The organism is Pedobacter sp. Bi27 (assembly GCF_918698255.1).
Classification (GTDB): domain Bacteria; phylum Bacteroidota; class Bacteroidia; order Sphingobacteriales; family Sphingobacteriaceae; genus Pedobacter.
This window is the reverse complement of record NZ_CAKKMW010000001.1, coordinates 316720-335490: the sequence shown is the minus strand read 5'-3', so window position 1 is coordinate 335490 and position 18771 is coordinate 316720. Positions and strand designations below refer to the sequence as shown.

Here is an 18771-nt window from a genome sequence, read left to right as displayed (position 1 = left end):
GCTCTGGTTAAAACTCCGTAAGATTGTTGGATGTGCTGTTCAGTGCTGGATTTCAGGTCTTTGTGCTGTTTGCATCTACTAATAATTAACATGTACATCGAATTTAGGATTTGATGTGCCTATTGAAAACCTAACCAAATATTATGATCAAATTGTATCTATCGTTGGCTATGTGCTGTCTGCTTTTTTTTACAGCTGCAGCGCAGAACCATACCGTTACCGGCCAGGTATCGGATGCCAAAACCGGTGAAACCCTTATTGGGGTGAGTATACTCCTTAAGGGCACTACCCAGGGCACAAGTTCAGACGGCAATGGGAAATTTAGCATAAGTGTACCAGACAATGCTGCTGTGCTCGTTTTTAATTATGTGGGTTATGCGAACCGCGAAGTAACTGTGGGCACACAGCGTCAAATTAGTATCAAGATGTCGGCAGACGAAACCAACCTGAACGATGTTGTTGTTATTGGATATGGAACGGTAAAAAAACGTGACCTAACAGGCTCAGTTGTATCTGTTAAGGGCGATGATATTGCTAAAGTGCCTTCGGCAAATCCCCTTGAGTCTATTCAGGGAAAAGTACCGGGTGTTGATATTACCAGAAGCAGTGGCTCAGCTTCATCTGGCGTTAATATTAATATCAGGGGTACCCGTTCCATTTCAGCAGGAAACGGTCCGCTTATTATTGTTGATGGTGTGCAGTACGGAAGTTTGCAGGATCTAAATGCGAACGATATTGCTTCGATGGAAATACTCAAGGATGCTTCCTCTACTGCAATATACGGATCGAGAGGCGCCAATGGTGTAATCCTGGTAACCACTAAAAAAGGAATTTCCGGACAGGCTGTTGTATCACTTAATTCCTATTACGGGATCTCGCAGGTTGCACGGTATCCGGGTGTAATGGATGGCCAGCAATTTGTTGAGCAGCGCCGCCAGGCCTATCGTACCACAGGAAACTGGGCCAGCCCTGCCGATGATATCAAGATCTTCAATTCGGCCGAGTATGCAGCCGTTCAGAATAACCAGTTTACCAATTATCAGGATCTGTTGCTCCACGATGGTAGCCAACAGGATTACCAGCTCGGTGTTAGGGCCGGAACCGAAAAAACCAAAGCCTACTTTTCGCTCGATTATTTAAATGAAAAAGGACTCCTTAAAAACGACAGATCGGCACGTTACTCGGCGCGGTTAAACCTCGATCAGAACATCGGAAAGTATTTCACAACGGGAATGCAGGCACAGTTTACCCATTACGAGATAGATAACCGAAGGGATCCCTTAAACCAGGCCAACAAAATATCGCCTTTGGGTGATGCTTTCGACGCGCAGGGCAATTTTATTGTCTATCCGCTTGCAGGAACTTCTGTGAATCCCCTTGCAGATGAGCAGCCGGATGTATATTCTGGAAAATCGATCATCAACCGTACACTCTTGTCTGCTTATATGGAGCTAAAACCAATAAAAGGGCTTGTCATCAGGTCGAATGTGGGTGCAAACCTGAATACCGACAGAACAGGTACGTTTGCCGACCGGTATTCGATTGACAGGAATGGTTCGGTACCAAAGGCCACATATTCGGCTTCGAACAGCCATTTAATCAATATTGAAAATTTTGTAACCTATAACAAAGAAATAAAAGACCACTCGTTTACCCTTACCGGGATTAATAGTATGCTTTTTAACCGGTCTGACAATATCGCTGCATCGGGAGAGAACCAATTGCTCAAATCGCAGCTTTTTTATGCCTTGGGCAATACCCAGAACCAGGCGGTTACTACCGCCTATAACATGAGCAACCTGATCTCTTATGCCGGCAGAATTAATTATGCCTATAAAGGGAAATATCTATTAACCGCCACCGGACGTACTGACGGCTCTTCTAAACTTGCAGAGGCCAATCAATGGGCATTCTTCCCTTCGGCTGCTGTTGCCTGGAGAATCAGTGATGAGCAGTTCCTGAAGGATAGTAAGGTAATCAGCGACCTGAAAGTAAAATACAGCTACGGTATTGCGGGAAGCGATAATATTGGCGCATATTCTACCCAGAGCAGCCTTTCAAGGATAGCTTTCGGCTACGATGAAACAGCTGTACCGGCCTATACCTATTCTCCAAGGATCGGAAATGTTGATCTCACCTGGGAAAAGACTAAAACAAGCGATTTCGGTCTGGAGATTGGATTGTTCAAAAACAGGATTACAGCAACTTTCGACTATTATGATTCTAAAACTTACGACCTACTTCTTAACAGAAGTTTGCCTCCAACGGATGGGGTGACTTCAGTAACCCAGAATATTGCCAAAACAAGGAACAAGGGAATTGAAATTTTTATTTCTTCGAAAAACATGGAGAGCAGGGATTTCAAATGGTCTACAAACCTCACCTTTAGCAGAAATGTTGAAAAGATAACGGAACTTGCCGGCGGCGCACAATCGGATGTGCTCAACTCCTGGTTTGTAGGCTCACCTGTACAGGCCTTTTACGATTATCAGAAAATCGGGATCTGGCAAACCGGAGAGGAAACAGAAGCTGCAAAATATGGACAGAAGCCGGGCGATATACATGTGGCCGATCTCAATAACGACGGAAAAATAGATGCAACCAATGATAGGAAGATTATTGGTACCAACAGGCCAAAATGGAGCGGAGGGCTTGAAAACACCCTTAGTTATAAATCATGGGACCTTAACGTTTATATTTTTGCCAGAATTGGACAGACCATTTATCCGGATTTTTTAAGAAGGTATGATCCGCAGGGCGTTGGCAATAGTACAACTGTTATCAACTACTGGACTCCAGAAAACCCGAGCAACGATTATCCACGTCCCAATAAAAATATTTCCCTGGCCTCAACGCTTTATTCCTCATCCCTAGGTTATGTAGATGGGTCTTATGTAAGGCTGCGTAACATCACCCTGGGTTATACCGTTCCAAAAGAAGTTATCCAGAAGAGTTTTGTTAAAAGCCTGCGTTTATATGCTACGGCAAGAAACCCATTCACCTACACCCGCTCAGCATTTTTAAAGGAGTATGACCCTGAAAGAGGGGGATCGGAAAATGCACCGATGACCAAACTATACACCTTCGGACTGAATGCAACTTTTTAGAAAATTAAAGGAAAACATAATGAAACAATATATATTTAAAGGACTGCTGTTGTTAAGTGTAATCACATTGACTGCATCCTGCCAGAAATCGTTAAAAGAATACAACCCGTCGGGAATGACTGCCGAAAGCGTTTTCACCACCCCTGAAGGATTTGAAACATTGGTAAACGCGGCCTATTCCTACCAACGCTGGTGGTATGGGAAAGAAGAAGGGTTTGGTCTTTCAGAAATGGGAACAGACATTTGGATGAGCGGTGCCGGAGATGTGGCAACTGACCTTACCCAGTACATTAACCTTCAGGGAACAAATGGCGCCATTACCACAGAATGGCAACAGCTTTATGCTGCTGTGAACCTTTGCAATACAGGGATCAACAGGATTTTCGGCGCTGGCCTGTCTGCTACGGCACGTCCAATAAGAGAGGCGGAACTCAGGTTTTTAAGGGCATTTTATTACTGGCATATTGTAGAGACCTGGGGCGGAGTACATTTTTCGCTTGCAGAAACCCAGGGCGTAATTACCACAGCAAATAAGACACCTGTTGAAACCTTTAACAAACAGATTATTGAAGACCTACTTTTTGCAGTCGAACGGCTTCCGGTTACAACCACCGATTATGGAAGGGTTACAAAACCTGCGGCCCAGGCATTTTTGGCAAGGATGTACCTCACCCAGAAAAAATACACTGAAGCAAAGGCCATGGCACTTGCTGTAATTAATGGTGGGTATGGTTTTACCTTGCTGCCTAATTATGCCGATCTGTGGAAAATGTCGAACCTTAAGAATAAAGAAGTGGTATATGCGGTAAACTATGCGGTAAATCTTTCCCTGAACGACCTTTCCGATCCGATATTAAACCCGCTTGGGCACAGTAGGGGGAGCAATAATGGTCATATGCTTTTCGCCATGAAATACGACGACCAACCAGGTATGTTCAGAGATATTGCCAACGGGCGGCCGTTTAACAGGTATATGCCTACAAGGTTTCTGCTGGATCTTTATTCAGATAACGATGCGCGCTATGAAGGTTCATTTAAAACCGTATGGTTTGCAAATAGTACCTCGAGGCCAGCGGGTATGGCCATAGGAGATACCGCAGTATTTGCAACAAAAAAGGTGTATGCATCGATCGGCAAGCTTTATAAGGTATATGACCGGAATGCAGTGTATAATGCAAACGGAACAGTAAAAGACCAATTACATTATGTATCACTCAATAAGTTTGATGATCCTACCAGAACGAGCGCAAATGAGGCACAAAGTGCACGGGACAGTTATGTGATCCGCTTTTCTGAGCTTTATCTTATTGCCGCCGAAGCAGAATTCAATCTGGGAAACCCCGATCAGGCTGCAACCTATTTAAATGTTGTACGTACCAGGGCAGCTAAGGCAGGTAAAGTTGCCGAAATGCAGCTTACCGGTAGCCAGGTAACCTTAGACCTGATCCTTGATGAACGGGCAAGAGAATTTGCAGGCGAACAGCTACGCTGGTTCGACCTCAAACGAACAGGTAAACTCATTGATAGGGTTAAGGCAAATAATCCGAATGCTGCAGGGGGAATACAGGACTTCCATCTTGTACGCCCCATCCCAAGAACACAGGTAGATGCGGTAACCAATAAGGACGAATTTAAACAGAATCCTGGTTATCAGTAAGTTTTTTCCAGAACAGCCGTTCCGGAAACTTTTACCTGTTTTGGAACTATATTGAGAAAATGCCGCTTTCAAGCGGCATTTTTTTGTTGTTTTCTTCTTTATCGTTCATTCATTGGAAAGATTGAAAGGGTGTTGTTGGCCAAACCAGCTCATTTGATTCCTTTTAACCGGCGAACAAAATGCACATCGCTTAAGGGTGTCGGGTAATCTAGCAATAGACAGGTTGTTGAAGAAATTCATCTGTTTGCAAATTGTATTTTGCCAAGAAAAATCTTACTTCTTTTCCTACGTCAGTGATATAGCCGAGCTGTGATTGAATAATAATCGTTATTTTAACGTTTGTTTTTTATATTTGATAACACCAAATATATAGGCCATGTCTTTTTTCAAATCTTCGATCCTTTTAATATTATTCATAGCAGTTGGGCCTTTGGCTTTAGTTGCGCAACGGGTAGTACAGCGTAAACAGCTTTTTGATCATGATTGGAAATTTAATCTGGGAGATGTTAAGGGCGGAAGCAGTCTTGAATTTGATGATCAGCATTGGAGAACTCTCGATCTGCCACACGATTGGAGCATTGAAGGGAAGATTAGTCCGAAAAATCCAACTGGTGGAGACGGAGGTTTTTTTCCATCGGGAACAGGCTGGTATAGAAAGAAATTTATGGTGCCGTCTGATTGGAAGGGAAGGCTTATTTCCATAAACTTTGAAGGAGTTTACATGAATTCTGAAGTTTTTATCAATGGAAAATCATTAGGCACTTATCCTTATGGGTATTCGGCATTTACTTACGATCTTAGTCCATACCTTAATTTTGGAAAACAAAATGTGATTGCGGTTAGGGTAGATAATTCAAAACAGAAAAACAGCCGTTGGTATAGCGGCTCCGGCATCTACCGTCATGTGTGGCTGGTGGTAACTGGGCAGGTTCATATACCCAATTGGGGGATAGCAATTTCTACGCCTGAAGTTGCTGAAAAAAAAGCCACTGTAAAGATTAAAACAAGAGTTAAGAACGAAACCGCGCTACCTAAAATGGTTACGGTTCAGACCAATCTCCTTGACCCAGGGCTGAAAAAGTCAGGTACAATACAAACCCAGGTCAGGTTAGACGCGCATAGCGAAAAGGAGGTAATACAGGATATACAGGTAGAAAAACCACTTTTATGGTCGCCAAAAAAACCTAACCTATACCGGGCTCAAATTAATATTATCTCCAATAAAAAGGTGATTGATGGCAACCGGACAGATTTTGGAATCCGTTCATTAAGATTTACGACAGAGAATGGTTTTCAGCTGAATGGACAGACACTAAAACTCAATGGCGGCTGTGTGCACCATGATAACGGCTGTTTAGGCGCCGCTGCCTTTGATCGGGCCGAGCAAAGGCGGGTTGAACTGTTGAAAGCAGCAGGATTTAATGCCATAAGAACTGCTCATAATCCCCCTTCTGAAGCCTTTTTGGACGCATGCGACCGTTTAGGGATGCTGGTTATCGATGAAGCATTTGATGGTTGGAAGACCGCCAAGAATAAATATGACTATGCCATGTATTTTGACGAGTGGTGGAAAAAAGACATAGATGCAATGGTACTAAGAGACAGGAATCATCCCTCGATAATCATGTGGAGCATAGGGAATGAGATCATAGAAAGGAAGGAACCACAGGCGGTACAAACCGCAAAAATGTTGGTAAACGCTGTTCATGAAATTGATTCTACCCGTCCTGTAACTTCAGCAATGACTACCTGGGATAAGGACTGGGAAATATTTGATCCATTAATGGTTCAGCATGATGTTGCTGGCTATAATTATCAGTTGCACAGGGCTATAGCAGATCATAAAAGAGTACCTTCCAGGATCATTGTTCAAACAGAATCTTATCCCAGAGATGCTTTTGCCAATTGGAAACTTGTAAATAACAATAGTTATATCATCGGAGACTTCGTTTGGACTGCACTCGACTATCTTGGCGAATCGGGCATAGGCCGTTATTATTATTCGGGTGAGACACCTGGTGAGCACTGGGAGAATACTTTTTTTCCATGGCATGGCGCTTACTGCGGCGATATTGACCTGACCGGATGGCGAAAACCCATTTCCCATTACCGGAGCATGCTGTATAACGATAACGAAAAACTCTATATGGCCGTCCGTGAACCAGCCCCCAAACCGTTAGAAATCAAAGAAACATTATGGTCGGTATGGCCAACCTGGGAAAGCTGGACATGGCCGGGATATGAGGGTAAACAGCTTCAGGTAGAGGTTTATTCCAAATATCCCAGGGTTCGTTTATACCTTAATAAAAAACTGATAGGAGAAAAGGAAACCGGCATAGCCCAAGAGTTTAAGGCTGTTTTTGCCGTTCCCTATGCTGCTGGAGAATTGCTTGCTGTTGGTGTTCAGGATAGTAAAGAAGTGGAAAAAGCCATACTCAGAACCTCAGCAAATACAGCCAGGATAAAGCTCAGGGCAGATCGCAGTGAAATCAGCGCAAATGGACAAGACCTGGTATTTGTAACTGTTGAACTGACCGATAAAAACGGTGTGTTGCAGCCAAATTCTGAAAACAGGGTAAATTTTGATATTGAGGGTCCAGGGAAGATTATTGGAGTAGACAATGCGAACCTGAAAGATGAAGATCTCTATGTTTCCAACTCACGCAGGGCATGGAAAGGGCGGGCGCTGGTGGTCATCAAAAGTACCAAAAGCACTGGAACGATAAAGTTGAAGGCAAGCGCTCGGGGCCTGGCTGAGGCTGTGGTTGTAGTCCGCTCCTCTCCAGAATCAATTCAGCACACACTTCGTTATTAGCTATAACGTATTGAAATTAAAAAAGAAAGGGTTGCTTCAAAAAGAGCAACCTTCTTCAAAAATGTTTAAGGTTTCCATTTGTACCCGGAGCGGGAATCGAACCACCCTTACGCCTTTGAAAGCATCCCGATTTTCTCAGAACGTGGCAAATAAACTGTAAACAAAAGAATTCGACTTAAAAGAAAAATGACTATAAACAAAAACCTTTCATTTCTGAAAGGTTTTTGTTCGATTTTTTTTGTGTGTACAGGGAATGTTGAATTTTTAGAACACCTTTCTGGCTTCTTGGAGGTATTAGAAAGGATTTTAGAGAAAAAAAAGTTGCAAAATGAGGTTTAAAACTTTAAGAAAAAGTAAAGTTTTGGTGTTCTAAAAATCTTTCTCTCTCATGGTTGGGGAGATTTTTAGAACACTTTCTCGCAATTAAAATTGGGTGCTCGTAAAAAGACAATTAACGAACTTTTTTATCGAAGACTTAAAGAGAATTTCGGAATTGAAGATTCCCAGAAAAATCTTAAAAAATAATTTAAACTTAGAGGATAATTTCTGATGTTCGAAGTACAATCAAGGATTTAACTTTTTAAATTATAGGCATTTTTAAATCTCTATAATTTAGATATTTATGCTATTTAAAAGTTCGACTGTTAGCATTTGAAAAAATCAAAGAACTTTTAGAGGCTACAGAAGCGGATGCCAACAAGTTTTATCTTAAGGGAAACGGTGCAGCAGGAACTAGGCTGCGCAAAGCCTATCAGGAAATCAAAAATCTTGCGCAGGCAGGCCGTAACGAGGTAATGGAACTGAAAGACACAAAAGAAAAATAACAGTTTATCTGTTTTTGGAAAAAGCCCATGTGCCAATTTAGGTACAGAGGCTTTTATATGATAATCGCTTTGAAATATTTAGTTGTAGGTTGCCTGAAATGCCCTGAGTTTGTTTTTAAAGCTATCTTTCCAGTTTGAATAGGCGGTGGTGTCCCGTTCGATTTCTGTTTTGTTCGGTAACTGTGGAATAGTTGACGTGCCGCCATCATGTTCGGTTACAGAATATTTCCCAAATAGATTCAGAAGAAAATCAACATCTGATTGTTCAGTAACGATATAACTTGACAGATTACCCTTTTTCAGGTGGATATTTTTCGAGAAACGTTCATAGGTTTTATTGGATAACACTTCTTCAACGGAACGTTCTAGCAACATCCTAAATCTTTTTCGTGCGGAATCCAGTTTTGTTTCCCTTCCGTGCGCGTCGCTCAATTGAAGCCCATCATGTTCAACCAGTATTCTTCTTATTGAATTAACCCTTTCCTGAACATTTTTAGCTAAGTACGGTATTTCGTCGGTGACGATACCACTAATGCCATTAAACTTGTCTATCCCAATTACTGTACAGTCTGTTGATGTGTTTGATTTGTGGGTGTCGATAAGCAGACGCAGAAAAGATAGATCATGCGTTAGCACAACTATCTGCCTGTTTTGCGATAATTCTACGATTTTGTCAGCAATTAAAATTCGATAATCCATATCTAGAGAGGTAACTGGATCATCAAATACGATCGAATTCAAGCGCCCGTCTATGGTACATTCCGCCAAAAAGTTAGAGAGGGCAATAACTTTTTGTTCTCCTTCACTTAAAATCGAGCTGATTGTATGGTTTATTCCGTTTAAGCTGCATTTTTGAAAGGTGTTTCCCTGGCTTGTCCTCGTTTTTGAAATTAAAACTTTTGTCGCCAGGTCAGGATTAAAGAAATTCAAATGGCTGATGAACTCTTGATGTTGAAGACTTACAGCCTGATCTTCCATGAGGTCTCCAATTTTTCTGGAAATACCTGTTGTGCTCAATTGAGATTTACACCTAGCAATCCATGTTTTATATATGTGCTCATGATGATATCGCAGTATGGTGGCTTTATTATTGAACAGGAATTCTTTTGCAGTTAGTTCATTTAGTTCAGCAATTAGAAGGTTTCTATTTTGCAAAAGCTGATTGTTTTGTGCGATTTGTGCATCAAGATTTGGGATTAGATTCGATATGCTTGGTGTAAGAGTCGTTAGATTGATATTTAGTTCTCCGCCATTTTGCAAATAAGCTGTTATCTGCTCTTTATATGTTATAATGGAGGCGCTGAATTGTGTGTAGTTGCTTCTAAAATTCGGAATCAGTTCTTCTAATTCTTCAAAGTTTTCAATGGGCGGGATGCTGAGCGCATTATAGGTGTTTATCTTGCTCTGAATAGTTGAGTTTACGGTATTTAATTGAGTAGAAACATCATTCAGGATAAAGCCATTAAATGTTGCCATCCTTTGTTGGGCGGTGTCGTCTAATTCTTGCTGGCACAGCACACATTTTTCTAATGAACCCAAGGACGGAAAATTTTCGCCATCTGAAAGATTAGCACTATGGGCAAAATTCTTTGCAGACTCCCAAAGCGTTCTCCACGCGCTTGTGCCGAAGCCCTCCAATGTATTTGTTGTGGTCAATTCGGCAGTGGCGATTAGATATGCCTGGTTTTTGTCATTAAAAGAGCTTCGATTTGCTATTATTTCATCAATGCTTTCCTGGCTGAAAAGCACTTCAATTTGCTTTAATTGTTGGATGTAGTTGTTTATTCGGCCCTTTTTACTGCTTAAGTTAGTGATGTTTTGCTGAGCATTTTGGGAGGTTGTCAAGCTTAGAAGTTCCTGTTTTCTATCAGAATCAATTTGGCTAAATTGAATAAATGTGTCAATTTGAGATCGTTGTAAAGTTTCTATTGTTCCGTACCAACGGAATATTTGAGTTTGAGCCAATATCTGGTCGATCATTGGTTTTTGCGTAGTATAGGGTGCAATAGTTGTGTCAAACTCTCGCGAAATAGTTCCAAGTAGAGAGATAAGTCTCTCTAATATGTCAATCCCAACTGGTTTGTATTCGGTGGGATTTTCACTGTTAATATAGATGTGGCCACAATCATTATCAAAAACAAATATTGATTTCAGGAGAGGATCAACTGGGCCAGCGTCTCTCCAAGTAATGTTAACAGTTGCGTTATTATCCTCAATCACAAACCCAACCTGTTGTTGACTGGCCGACGGGTTAAAAACATTCTTTTTTAGATCTATGCTTGGATTTCTGCTCCAGCACAATTTCTTTAGAATGCGTGAGTAACTGGATTTTCCGGAGCCATTATTTCCGTAGACTACTGTTAACCCCATATTTGAGAATTGCAGACTCCCTTGACTATGGAGAGCGCTAATGTTGACAGGATTATTCAAGCTGATCAATTTAGGATAACTGCCAGTTGTCACACTTGTTGCAGGGATATGGGAACTGTTGATCGGAACTGCATTTAAAGTGATGGTTGTGTCGCCACATTCCTTCTTAATTAATTCTATAAGTTCATCAATGTCGCTTTGAAGAACTGTTGTAGAAGTTATCAGTCGCCGCAAGGCATCTTGAATGAAAGCAGGTTTGGTCTGAGACCAATCTAATATTTCTTGATATATAGCCATTTTTGGTCTTAGTTTGTTGGTTTTTGGAGCGTTAGAGATATAAATTACTGGCGTTAACAGAGTTTTTTAGAATGTTTGGTTGAACAACTAAGGTAGGGAAAATCGATGATTGTCGTTTACGGGAAACCGTATAACTGATTATCATGAAGACTTTTATCAATGTATATTTTAGTCATACAACTATATTAAAGAGAGGAATACCCGATGCCATCTTCATTCAACATGACTGAAGTGTTATTTAGAAATAGCATTTATCGTTACGATTAAACCAATGTTTATCCAGCAGCTGATTCAGGTAATTTTAATACCTTTAAAATTACAGATATGGAAATTAACTTAGAATTAAGAAGCGAGGTACTTCGATACTCTCTACACTTAGAAGATGGCATCAACAGTCTTTTGTTGCTGAATCTCGGAATTTTTGATGTCGGCCGCACAACACGGCTGTTTGGCAATAAAGCAGGCATCAGCTACAAGCAGAAAATTGACTTGCTATTTGATATCGATGTACTCACAAAAGAAGAAAATGCAGAGATGGAGCTCTTGAGTATTTTTCGGAACAAGTTGCTTCACGACATTTATTATAATTCAATGCTATCAATAATAGATAGCCTGGATAAGGGCTTAAAGTCAAAATTCAAGGTTTATTTCGAAAAAGGTCAAGACATAGGTGATGAAAAAGACTGCCTAGCATCTTTAAGGAAATTGTTTCTGAAAAATATCAAGACAATATCAGAGAAAAACAAATACCTCAAAGAAATAAGTGAGCAAAAAAGAGAGCTATTTGCCGATGGGCAGAATAGGAACTTGCATCAAATCGATGTTTTTTACGATTTGATTAAAGAACTGTCTCTTGATGGGGATTTCGCTAAAAGTGTGCACCAGTTTTCATTCCAAACTGTACACCCCGCTTTTTACCATCCGGTCTTGATGGAATCGTAAAGACTGAGCCAAATATATTAAATCCTCCCAGATTCCTTCCCTTCATTTTCCAATCTATCTTTCCTGCATTTGATCAACCAATCCTCCACAGAAGATGGTTTTGCAACAAAAACGGCCTTCCAGAACAAGATTTACAGCAAATCAACCCGCTTTTAAAAACACATTAGAATAAGAAATATAATTTTTGATTTTAAGGCTATTAGAACATCTCCGTTTCGATTTCTCTAGGCGAAACAATCATTGAATCCACCCCCGCTTTTCAGAAGCTTAAAACCGCTTAAAATGAGCCGAGTGGCCACTTTCAAGCGAAATCTAGTGAACAATATAGGCCGAAAAAGATGGCCACGATGGATGAAAACCAGTGGCCACTTTTAGCGGAACCCCCAGTGCGTGTCGAACACTTTCAATTAATCCAATGTTTGCGCATAACGTATTGAAATTCAAAGAGAAAGGGTTGCTCTTTTTGGAGCAACCCTCTTCAAAAATGGGTGCAATTCCCATTCGTACTCGGGGTGGGAATCGAACCCGCACGCCTTTGAAAGCATCCCGACTTTAGGTCGGGACGTGTCCACCAGTTCCACCATCGACAATTAACTTAAAAGAAAAATGACTATAAACAACAAAACCTTTCATTTCTGAAAGGTTTTCGTTCGATTTTTTGAGTACTCGGGGCGGGAATCGAACCCGCACGCCTTTGAAAGCACAGGATTTTAAGTCCTGCGTGTCTACCAGTTCCACCACCCGAGCATTAGCCGCTACCGATCTCCATCGGCTTGGTTAACTTTAAAATAAATGCCTTCTGGTAGGAAGGCATTTTGGAGCGAAAGACGAGATTCGAACTCGCGACCCCGACCTTGGCAAGGTCGTGCTCTACCAACTGAGCTACTTTCGCATGAACAAAACTGATGTTGTTGTTTCGTTTTGGTGATGCAAATATAGGCAGATTTATATTTCTGTCAAGAGATTTCTTGTTAAAAATTTAATATTTAATTTAAATTGCTGGCTTTCAGTACAAGTAAAATTAAATCAGTTTCAAAACCTTTTGCCAGAAGGTAGCTCATTAGCTTATTTTTTCTTTTAAACGGATCATTTTCGTTCAAACTCTCCACTTTTTTGATGGCCAATTTTTCTATCGTTTGTAAATAATCATCGTCATCGATGCTATAAATTGCCTTTTGCAGAATTTTATCCGGTACACCTTTCAATTTTAAACCCTGTTTAATTTTAACGCGGCCCCAGTGTTTAATGTTGAATTTACCCGATGCATAACTTTTTGCAAACCTTTCTTCATTTAAAAAATTATTTAAAATCAACTCGCTTATAATTTCTTCCAGCTCATCGCCACGCATGCCCCATTCTACCAGTTTATACCGTACTTCCTTTTGCGAGCGCTCCTGGTAAGCACAAAAATGCTCGGCTTTTACCAACGCTTGTTTTTTATCTAATAATACTGCTTCTTGTTTACCGCTTTTCATAATTATTTACTGAAATTCGTAAAAATAATAGCGATTACCGTATTTTTCTGAATATAATAGCATGCAAAATCCAATATACACCATTGCCGAAATAGCCGAAATTTTAAATGCCGATGCCAAATTAGTTGATGAACAGGTAATTATTCAATACCTGGTGATCGATAGCCGTTCGGTTTTGGTTCCGGAAAATTCTGTATTTTTTGCCCTGTCTTCACACCGCGATGGACATGAATTTATTAGAGATGCTTATGCAAAGGAAATCAGGAATTTTGTAATTACCGAAGCGAAATACATTAACGAGTACCCCGACTGCAATTTTTTATTGGTAGATGATGCTTTGGCGTCGCTTCAAAAGCTTGCTATCGAGCATCGGAATCAGTTTGATTTAAAAACCATCGGTATTACGGGGAGTAATGGGAAAACAATTGTTAAAGAATGGTTGTATCAGCTTCTGGCCGCCGATTTTAATATCGTTAAAAGTCCGAAAAGTTATAATTCGCAGATTGGGGTGCCGCTTTCAGTATGGCAGATTGAGGCCGATCATACCTTAGGCATTTTTGAAGCTGGTATTTCTGCAGTTAACGAGATGCAATACTTGGCAGAAATTATCCGTCCCGAAATCGGAATCCTAACCAATATAGGTGAAGCACATGCCGAAGGATTTGGTTCTAAAAAGGAAAAACTAACGGAGAAACTGAAACTTTTTGCAGCATCAGAACTGTTTATTTATTCGCCCGAATACGTAAGTGAAATAAGCGTGAAAGCGCTACCTGGTAAAAAACAGTTTAGCTGGAGCAGTAAACAAACAGCAGATCTTCAGGTTATTGCAGTTGAACCCATCGAAGGCAATTGCTACCTGAGGGCCATTTATCAAAATAGGGAAATTGAATGCATTTTGCCTTTTAAAGATAAAGCCTCGATAGAAAATGGAATGATCTGCTGGGCAACCTTACTGGCTTTAGGCTACACGCCAGAGCAGGCCGATTTACGTTTGGAAAAATTGAGCCATGTGAGCATGCGTTTAGAGCTGAAAAATGGGATTAACCAATGTTCCATTATCGACGATTCTTACAGTGCCGATATTTCTTCGTTGGCCATTGCCCTGGATTTTTTAAATCAACAGAATCAGCATGCAAAGAAAACCGTTATTCTTTCCGAATTATTTGAAACCGGCAGAGATGATTTAGATTTATATACGGAGATAGCCGAATTGCTTTTACAGAAGAAAGTAAACCGCCTGATTGGTATTGGGACTCATATTTCCAAGTATGCTGATCTTTTTAACTTTGAAACACAGTTTTTTGACAATACCAATGCTTTTATCGATGCTTTCCCCGGTTTACAGTTTAACCACGAAACCATATTGGTAAAAGGGGCCAGACGGTTTGAATTTGGCAGGATCAGTAAACTGCTCACACAAAAAATACATGATACGGTTTTAGAGATTGATCTGAATGCCATGGTTGGTAACCTGCAATTTTACCGTTCTAAAATCAAACCAGGTGTTAAAATAATGGCCATGGTTAAGGCCTTTTCGTATGGAAGCGGAAGTTTTGAGATTGCCAATTTATTGCAGTTCCATAAGGTAGATTATCTGGCGGTAGCTTATGCTGATGAAGGTATTGCCTTGCGGAAAGCTGGAATCACTTTGCCGATTATGGTGATGAGTCCTGAAGAGTCTGCTTTCGAGGCCATCATTAAACACAAGCTTGAGCCCGAAATTTACAGTGTAGAAATTCTGAACAGTTTTTTAAATGCACTGTCTGATTATGATTTTGATTACCCCATTCACATTAAAATAGATAGTGGCATGCACCGTTTGGGCTTTGATCAGCCAGAAATCGATACATTGTCTAATCTGCTTAAAGATTCGGCGCGGGTAAAGGTTCGAAGTATTTTTTCTCATTTAGTGGCAAGCGATGCAGCAGAGCATGATGGATTTACGCAACAGCAGATCGCAAGGTTTAAAATTATCGCCAACCAGTTGGTAGAAGTTTTAGGCTACAAGCCATTGCTTCATATATCCAATACTTCGGGCATTTCGCGTTGGCCCGAAGGGCAAATGGATATGGTTCGTTTAGGTATAGGTTTGTATGGTTTTGATTCGGCTTTGGCCAATAACCGGGGTTTGCAAACCGTAATGGTGCTTAAAACTACGGTTACCCAGGTGAAGACTCTAGCCCCAGGTGAAACTGTAGGTTATAGTAGAAGAGGAGTAATGCCAAATGGTGGAAAAATAGCGACTGTAAAAATTGGTTATGCTGACGGCTACACGAGGTATTTTGGCAATGGAGTGGGTAAAATGCTTATTAATGGCCACTTAGTGGCAACAATTGGTTCAATCTGTATGGATATGACCATGTTGGATATCACAGGTATCGATGTGAAGCCAGGCGATGAGGCTATTGTTTTTAATAAGGAGCACACCATTATGCAGCTGGCCAAAGATATCGGCACCATTCCATATGAAATTCTGACAAATATCTCGCAAAGGGTTAAAAGGGTTTATTTTTATGAATAGTTTTTAGTTAATTGGTTCAGTTGTTCATTAGTCATTAGTGTAGCATATTGCCTATTAGTTCACTAGTTCATTGGTATAGCGGATGTGTATTATAGGCACCCCGGACGAATGAACCAATGGCTAATGAACCATTGAGCTGTCCATGCAAATGAACTATTGAGCGTGCCACACGAATGACCTAAAAAAATGTTATTTTTGCACCATGAATAAAGTCGGGAAAGCTATTTTAAACTATTTGATTAAAGGTTTATTAATTGTTGTGCCCATTGCCGTAAGTATTTTTATTGTGGTTTGGGCGGTTACAACTGTAGATAGCTGGTTGAATGTAAACAATATTTTAGGCGTAAATCCAAGTACTGGCGAAAGCCGGAATATCCCTGGTTTAGGTTTGCTGACCGTTTTAGCCCTTATTTTACTAGCTGGTATCTTTGTAACCAATTTGGTAACAGAGCCCATGTACAATTGGTTCCAGCGGATTATGCAGCGGTTACCCTTACTTAATTTTATCTATTCTTCTATAAAAGATTTAACAGAAGCTTTTGTAGGTGATGAGAAGAAATTTAACCACCCGGTGCTGGTAGAAGTGGAGGGAGGCCTAAAAAAGATTGGATTTTTAACGCAGAACGATCTGCATAAACTCAATCTGCCCGAAGAAGTAGCCGTATATTTTCCACTTTCTTATTCTTTTGCAGGTCAGCTTTGTATTGTAAGAAGAGATAAAGTGACTGATTTGCATATGACAGCAGCTGATGCCATGAAACTGGTGGTTAGCGGTGGCGTGAGCGGGCTTTAAACATTTCTAAATGATTACAATTTATCACAATAACAGATGTACTAAAAGCCGTTGTGCTTTAGACGAACTCGAAAAAAGCGGAAAGGATTTCGAGGTGGTTTATTATTTGGAAACCCCGCCCAATAAAAGTGAACTCGAAGAAATTATTCGAAAACTGGGTATTAAACCATTGGAATTGATCCGTAAAGGTGAAAAGGTTTTTACTGAAAATTATAAAGGAAAAATCTTGACTGATGAAGAATGGATTGATGCCATGGTTGCACATCCTATTTTAATTGAAAGACCGATTATCATCTCAGGAGATAAAGCTGTTATTGCCAGACCAACTGAAAAGATAAAAGAGATTTTAGGATAAATTAAAACCTGGCTCTAGATACGTCATCCTGAGGGATAAGTTGCTTCATAAAAATCCATATGAATAACAGAACATTTTTTATGAACTGTAGGCTGCGTGGAGTCGTCATTGCGAGAAGGCTTTTTCAGCCGACGAAGCAATCTTACAACGATCGCTACTAGCGAGCGCATTAAGATTGCTTCGTTCCTCGCAATGACGGATTTTCTGACTCTAGTCGTCGCCCCGCTACGAGATGAAATGGTTATATAAAGACGAGATTAATATTTCTAGCGTTTTAGCAAGGCGCTAAGACCAGATTGTTTTGTGGATATATCTGATGACCGCCTGTACACAATAGCCCTGATGGAAATGGAAATCCCTTTTGGGTATTGGCAGTTGTTTATATGTAATATTTCCCAAAAGGATTGGAATGTACAGCAGGACCGGAACCTTCCCACTGATTACAGGTGTTAGCGCTTCAAAAGAAATGCTTTACTATGAAAAGTTTGAAATGGCAGTATTAGCCTAAAAAATATTCTTGAAACTAAAAAGAAAGAATACTACAATGATAAAGCCAACAAGAAGTCTCGAATAGTATTCCCTGATAAAAAGCCCGCATAAAATCAATTTATCGTCGTCTACGTTGCTATGTAACATGCCATTTCCGCTTGAAGCATTGAACAAGATCTGTTTATCCTGATGGTCGTTTAACGACCACCTACTTAACCAGCTGTTTTGAAAGCTCCAGTCAAAAGTATCGCCAGAGGCAAATATAATTTTTGCTTTAAAACGAAGCCAGTCATAAGTAATTATAGCTAAAACCTCATTCTGATTGTTCAGTAATTTAGTTTCAGGTTTAGAAAATCCTTCACTTTTTAACAGGTAAATACCTGCCTGGGTAGTGGCTATTGCCGAATTTTTCCACGAATTAAAATTCAGCGAAAATTTTAACAGTCCGTTGTTAAATACCTGATAATTGCTATCAAATAAACCTTTTCTCCAATTTAATACCTGTTCCATCTCACAAATGATTTAATTCACTACTAATGGCGCATTGTTGATATCACTATAATTGGCATGAAGCAGGCAATAAGTGTAACTACCCGTTTGTTGTAAATATGCTTAATAAACAAACCTGCAATAATCAATAATTCATTGTCTGTATCTGATGATATTGCACCGCTATAGCTGCTTGCGTTATAGGTGATGTGCTCGTTGTTATAATTGCTTACCGTAAACTGCGATTTCCATATTCCGGTTGATGTCCATTCGTACCGTTCGCCGGATTTTAAGCTGATTACGGCTTTTGATTTCCAGCTGTCGTAAGTAATCACCGCAACAAGTTCATGTGTTTTTCGGTCGATTACATTAGTTCTCGATTGCCAAAATCCCACATTCGAGAAGAAGTAATTTTTGTCATCAAACACGCCCTCTGCATCACTTCTCCAGGTTCCAAAAGCGATCATTCCTTTCTGAATACCATCTACAAAGAGTTGAAAATCCCCGCTCAACCAATTACTTTTCCAATTGATAAATTTCGCCATTTCAATTACATTTTATTTTAGATAGCAGTTTTCTCCAGTTGTTACAATAAATGAAGACATAAAAAAAGTGCTTATTGTTTGTAAGCACTTTT

12 protein-coding genes and 2 tRNA genes are annotated in these 18771 nt (G+C 40.3%); 8 read left to right on the top strand and 6 right to left on the bottom strand.

Translation table 11 applies throughout. The annotated features are described in order from the left end of the window. Positions 1–143 precede the first annotated feature (143 nt). From LQ227_RS01125 to LQ227_RS01110, 4 genes are all read left to right on the top strand, one after another. Positions 144–3107 carry a TonB-dependent receptor gene (locus LQ227_RS01125; protein ID WP_230147877.1) on the top strand — a complete coding sequence of 988 codons (2964 nt, stop codon included), beginning with the start codon at positions 144–146 and terminating at the stop codon, positions 3105–3107. Positions 3108–3126: 19 nt separating this feature from the next. Beyond that, positions 3127–4764, top strand: coding sequence for a RagB/SusD family nutrient uptake outer membrane protein (locus LQ227_RS01120; protein ID WP_230147875.1), 1638 nt, complete (start codon positions 3127–3129; stop codon positions 4762–4764). Positions 4765–5140: 376 nt separating this feature from the next. Further along, a complete protein-coding gene (locus LQ227_RS01115) occupies positions 5141–7579 on the top strand; it encodes a sugar-binding domain-containing protein (RefSeq protein WP_230147873.1) in 2439 nt (812 codons plus the stop codon). Between the two features lie 641 nt (positions 7580–8220). Beyond that, positions 8221–8403 carry a histone H1 gene (locus tag LQ227_RS01110; RefSeq protein WP_230148560.1) on the top strand — a complete coding sequence of 61 codons (183 nt, stop codon included), beginning with the start codon at positions 8221–8223 and terminating at the stop codon, positions 8401–8403. Between the two features lie 78 nt (positions 8404–8481). On the opposite strand, the gene LQ227_RS01105 is transcribed toward LQ227_RS01110, so the two are convergent. Then, the gene (locus tag LQ227_RS01105; RefSeq protein WP_230147871.1) at positions 8482–11070 is read right to left on the bottom strand and encodes an AAA family ATPase; all 2589 of its coding nucleotides are present in this window, start codon (positions 11068–11070) and stop codon (positions 8482–8484) included. 324 nt (positions 11071–11394) lie between these two features. Here LQ227_RS01105 and LQ227_RS01100 point away from each other — a divergent pair, with 324 nt between their 5' ends. Then, positions 11395–12012 carry a hypothetical protein gene (locus LQ227_RS01100; protein ID WP_230147869.1) on the top strand — a complete coding sequence of 206 codons (618 nt, stop codon included), beginning with the start codon at positions 11395–11397 and terminating at the stop codon, positions 12010–12012. 663 nt (positions 12013–12675) lie between these two features. Here the strand turns inward: LQ227_RS01100 and LQ227_RS01095 are convergent. The 3 genes from LQ227_RS01095 to LQ227_RS01085 form a co-directional block, all read right to left on the bottom strand. Further along, positions 12676–12759 (bottom strand) — tRNA-Leu (locus LQ227_RS01095). 69 nt (positions 12760–12828) lie between these two features. Beyond that, a tRNA-Gly gene (locus tag LQ227_RS01090) sits at positions 12829–12904 on the bottom strand. 94 nt (positions 12905–12998) lie between these two features. Beyond that, complete coding sequence (locus tag LQ227_RS01085; RefSeq protein ID WP_230144084.1) at positions 12999–13487, bottom strand: regulatory protein RecX; 489 nt, start codon at positions 13485–13487, stop codon at positions 12999–13001. A 61-nt stretch (positions 13488–13548) separates the two neighbouring features. Between LQ227_RS01085 and LQ227_RS01080 the strand changes: the two genes are divergently transcribed. The 3 genes from LQ227_RS01080 to arsC all read left to right on the top strand — a co-directional run bounded on the left by LQ227_RS01080 (position 13549) and on the right by arsC (position 17156). Further along, complete coding sequence (locus tag LQ227_RS01080) at positions 13549–16008, top strand: bifunctional UDP-N-acetylmuramoyl-tripeptide:D-alanyl-D-alanine ligase/alanine racemase (protein ID WP_230144085.1); 2460 nt, start codon at positions 13549–13551, stop codon at positions 16006–16008. Between the two features lie 202 nt (positions 16009–16210). Beyond that, positions 16211–16801: a DUF502 domain-containing protein gene (locus LQ227_RS01075; RefSeq protein WP_057935154.1), complete on the top strand. Its 591-nt coding sequence runs from the start codon at positions 16211–16213 to the stop codon at positions 16799–16801. Between the two features lie 10 nt (positions 16802–16811). Beyond that, on the top strand, positions 16812–17156 hold the full coding sequence (arsC, locus tag LQ227_RS01070) for an arsenate reductase (glutaredoxin) (RefSeq protein ID WP_230144086.1): 345 nt from the start codon (positions 16812–16814) through the stop codon (positions 17154–17156). Between the two features lie 504 nt (positions 17157–17660). On the opposite strand, the gene LQ227_RS01065 is transcribed toward arsC, so the two are convergent. Together LQ227_RS01065 and LQ227_RS01060 are read right to left on the bottom strand one after the other, a co-directional pair. Beyond that, entirely contained in the window at positions 17661–18155 is a 495-nt protein-coding gene (locus LQ227_RS01065; protein ID WP_230144087.1) for a hypothetical protein, read from the bottom strand. A gap of 23 nt (positions 18156–18178) precedes the next feature. Then, positions 18179–18679 (bottom strand): hypothetical protein, encoded by a 501-nt coding sequence (locus tag LQ227_RS01060; protein ID WP_230144088.1) that lies wholly within the window; start codon positions 18677–18679, stop codon positions 18179–18181. Positions 18680–18771: the final 92 nt, after the last annotated feature.

What these genes read in the sequence shown, in the direction of transcription:
- LQ227_RS01125 (WP_230147877.1), top strand. Translation starts at nt 144, where the DNA reads ATGATCAAATTGTATCTATCGTTGGCTATGTGCTGTCTGCTTTTTTTT.
- LQ227_RS01120 (WP_230147875.1), top strand. Translation starts at nt 3,127, where the DNA reads ATGAAACAATATATATTTAAAGGACTGCTGTTGTTAAGTGTAATCACA.
- LQ227_RS01115 (WP_230147873.1), top strand. Translation starts at nt 5,141, where the DNA reads ATGTCTTTTTTCAAATCTTCGATCCTTTTAATATTATTCATAGCAGTT.
- LQ227_RS01105 (WP_230147871.1), bottom strand. Translation starts at nt 11,070, where the DNA reads ATGGCTATATATCAAGAAATATTAGATTGGTCTCAGACCAAACCTGCT.
- LQ227_RS01100 (WP_230147869.1), top strand. Translation starts at nt 11,395, where the DNA reads ATGGAAATTAACTTAGAATTAAGAAGCGAGGTACTTCGATACTCTCTA.
- LQ227_RS01085 (WP_230144084.1), bottom strand. Translation starts at nt 13,487, where the DNA reads ATGAAAAGCGGTAAACAAGAAGCAGTATTATTAGATAAAAAACAAGCG.
- LQ227_RS01080 (WP_230144085.1), top strand. Translation starts at nt 13,549, where the DNA reads ATGCAAAATCCAATATACACCATTGCCGAAATAGCCGAAATTTTAAAT.
- LQ227_RS01075 (WP_057935154.1), top strand. Translation starts at nt 16,211, where the DNA reads ATGAATAAAGTCGGGAAAGCTATTTTAAACTATTTGATTAAAGGTTTA.
- arsC (WP_230144086.1), top strand. Translation starts at nt 16,812, where the DNA reads ATGATTACAATTTATCACAATAACAGATGTACTAAAAGCCGTTGTGCT.
- LQ227_RS01065 (WP_230144087.1), bottom strand. Translation starts at nt 18,155, where the DNA reads ATGGAACAGGTATTAAATTGGAGAAAAGGTTTATTTGATAGCAATTAT.
- LQ227_RS01060 (WP_230144088.1), bottom strand. Translation starts at nt 18,679, where the DNA reads ATGGCGAAATTTATCAATTGGAAAAGTAATTGGTTGAGCGGGGATTTT.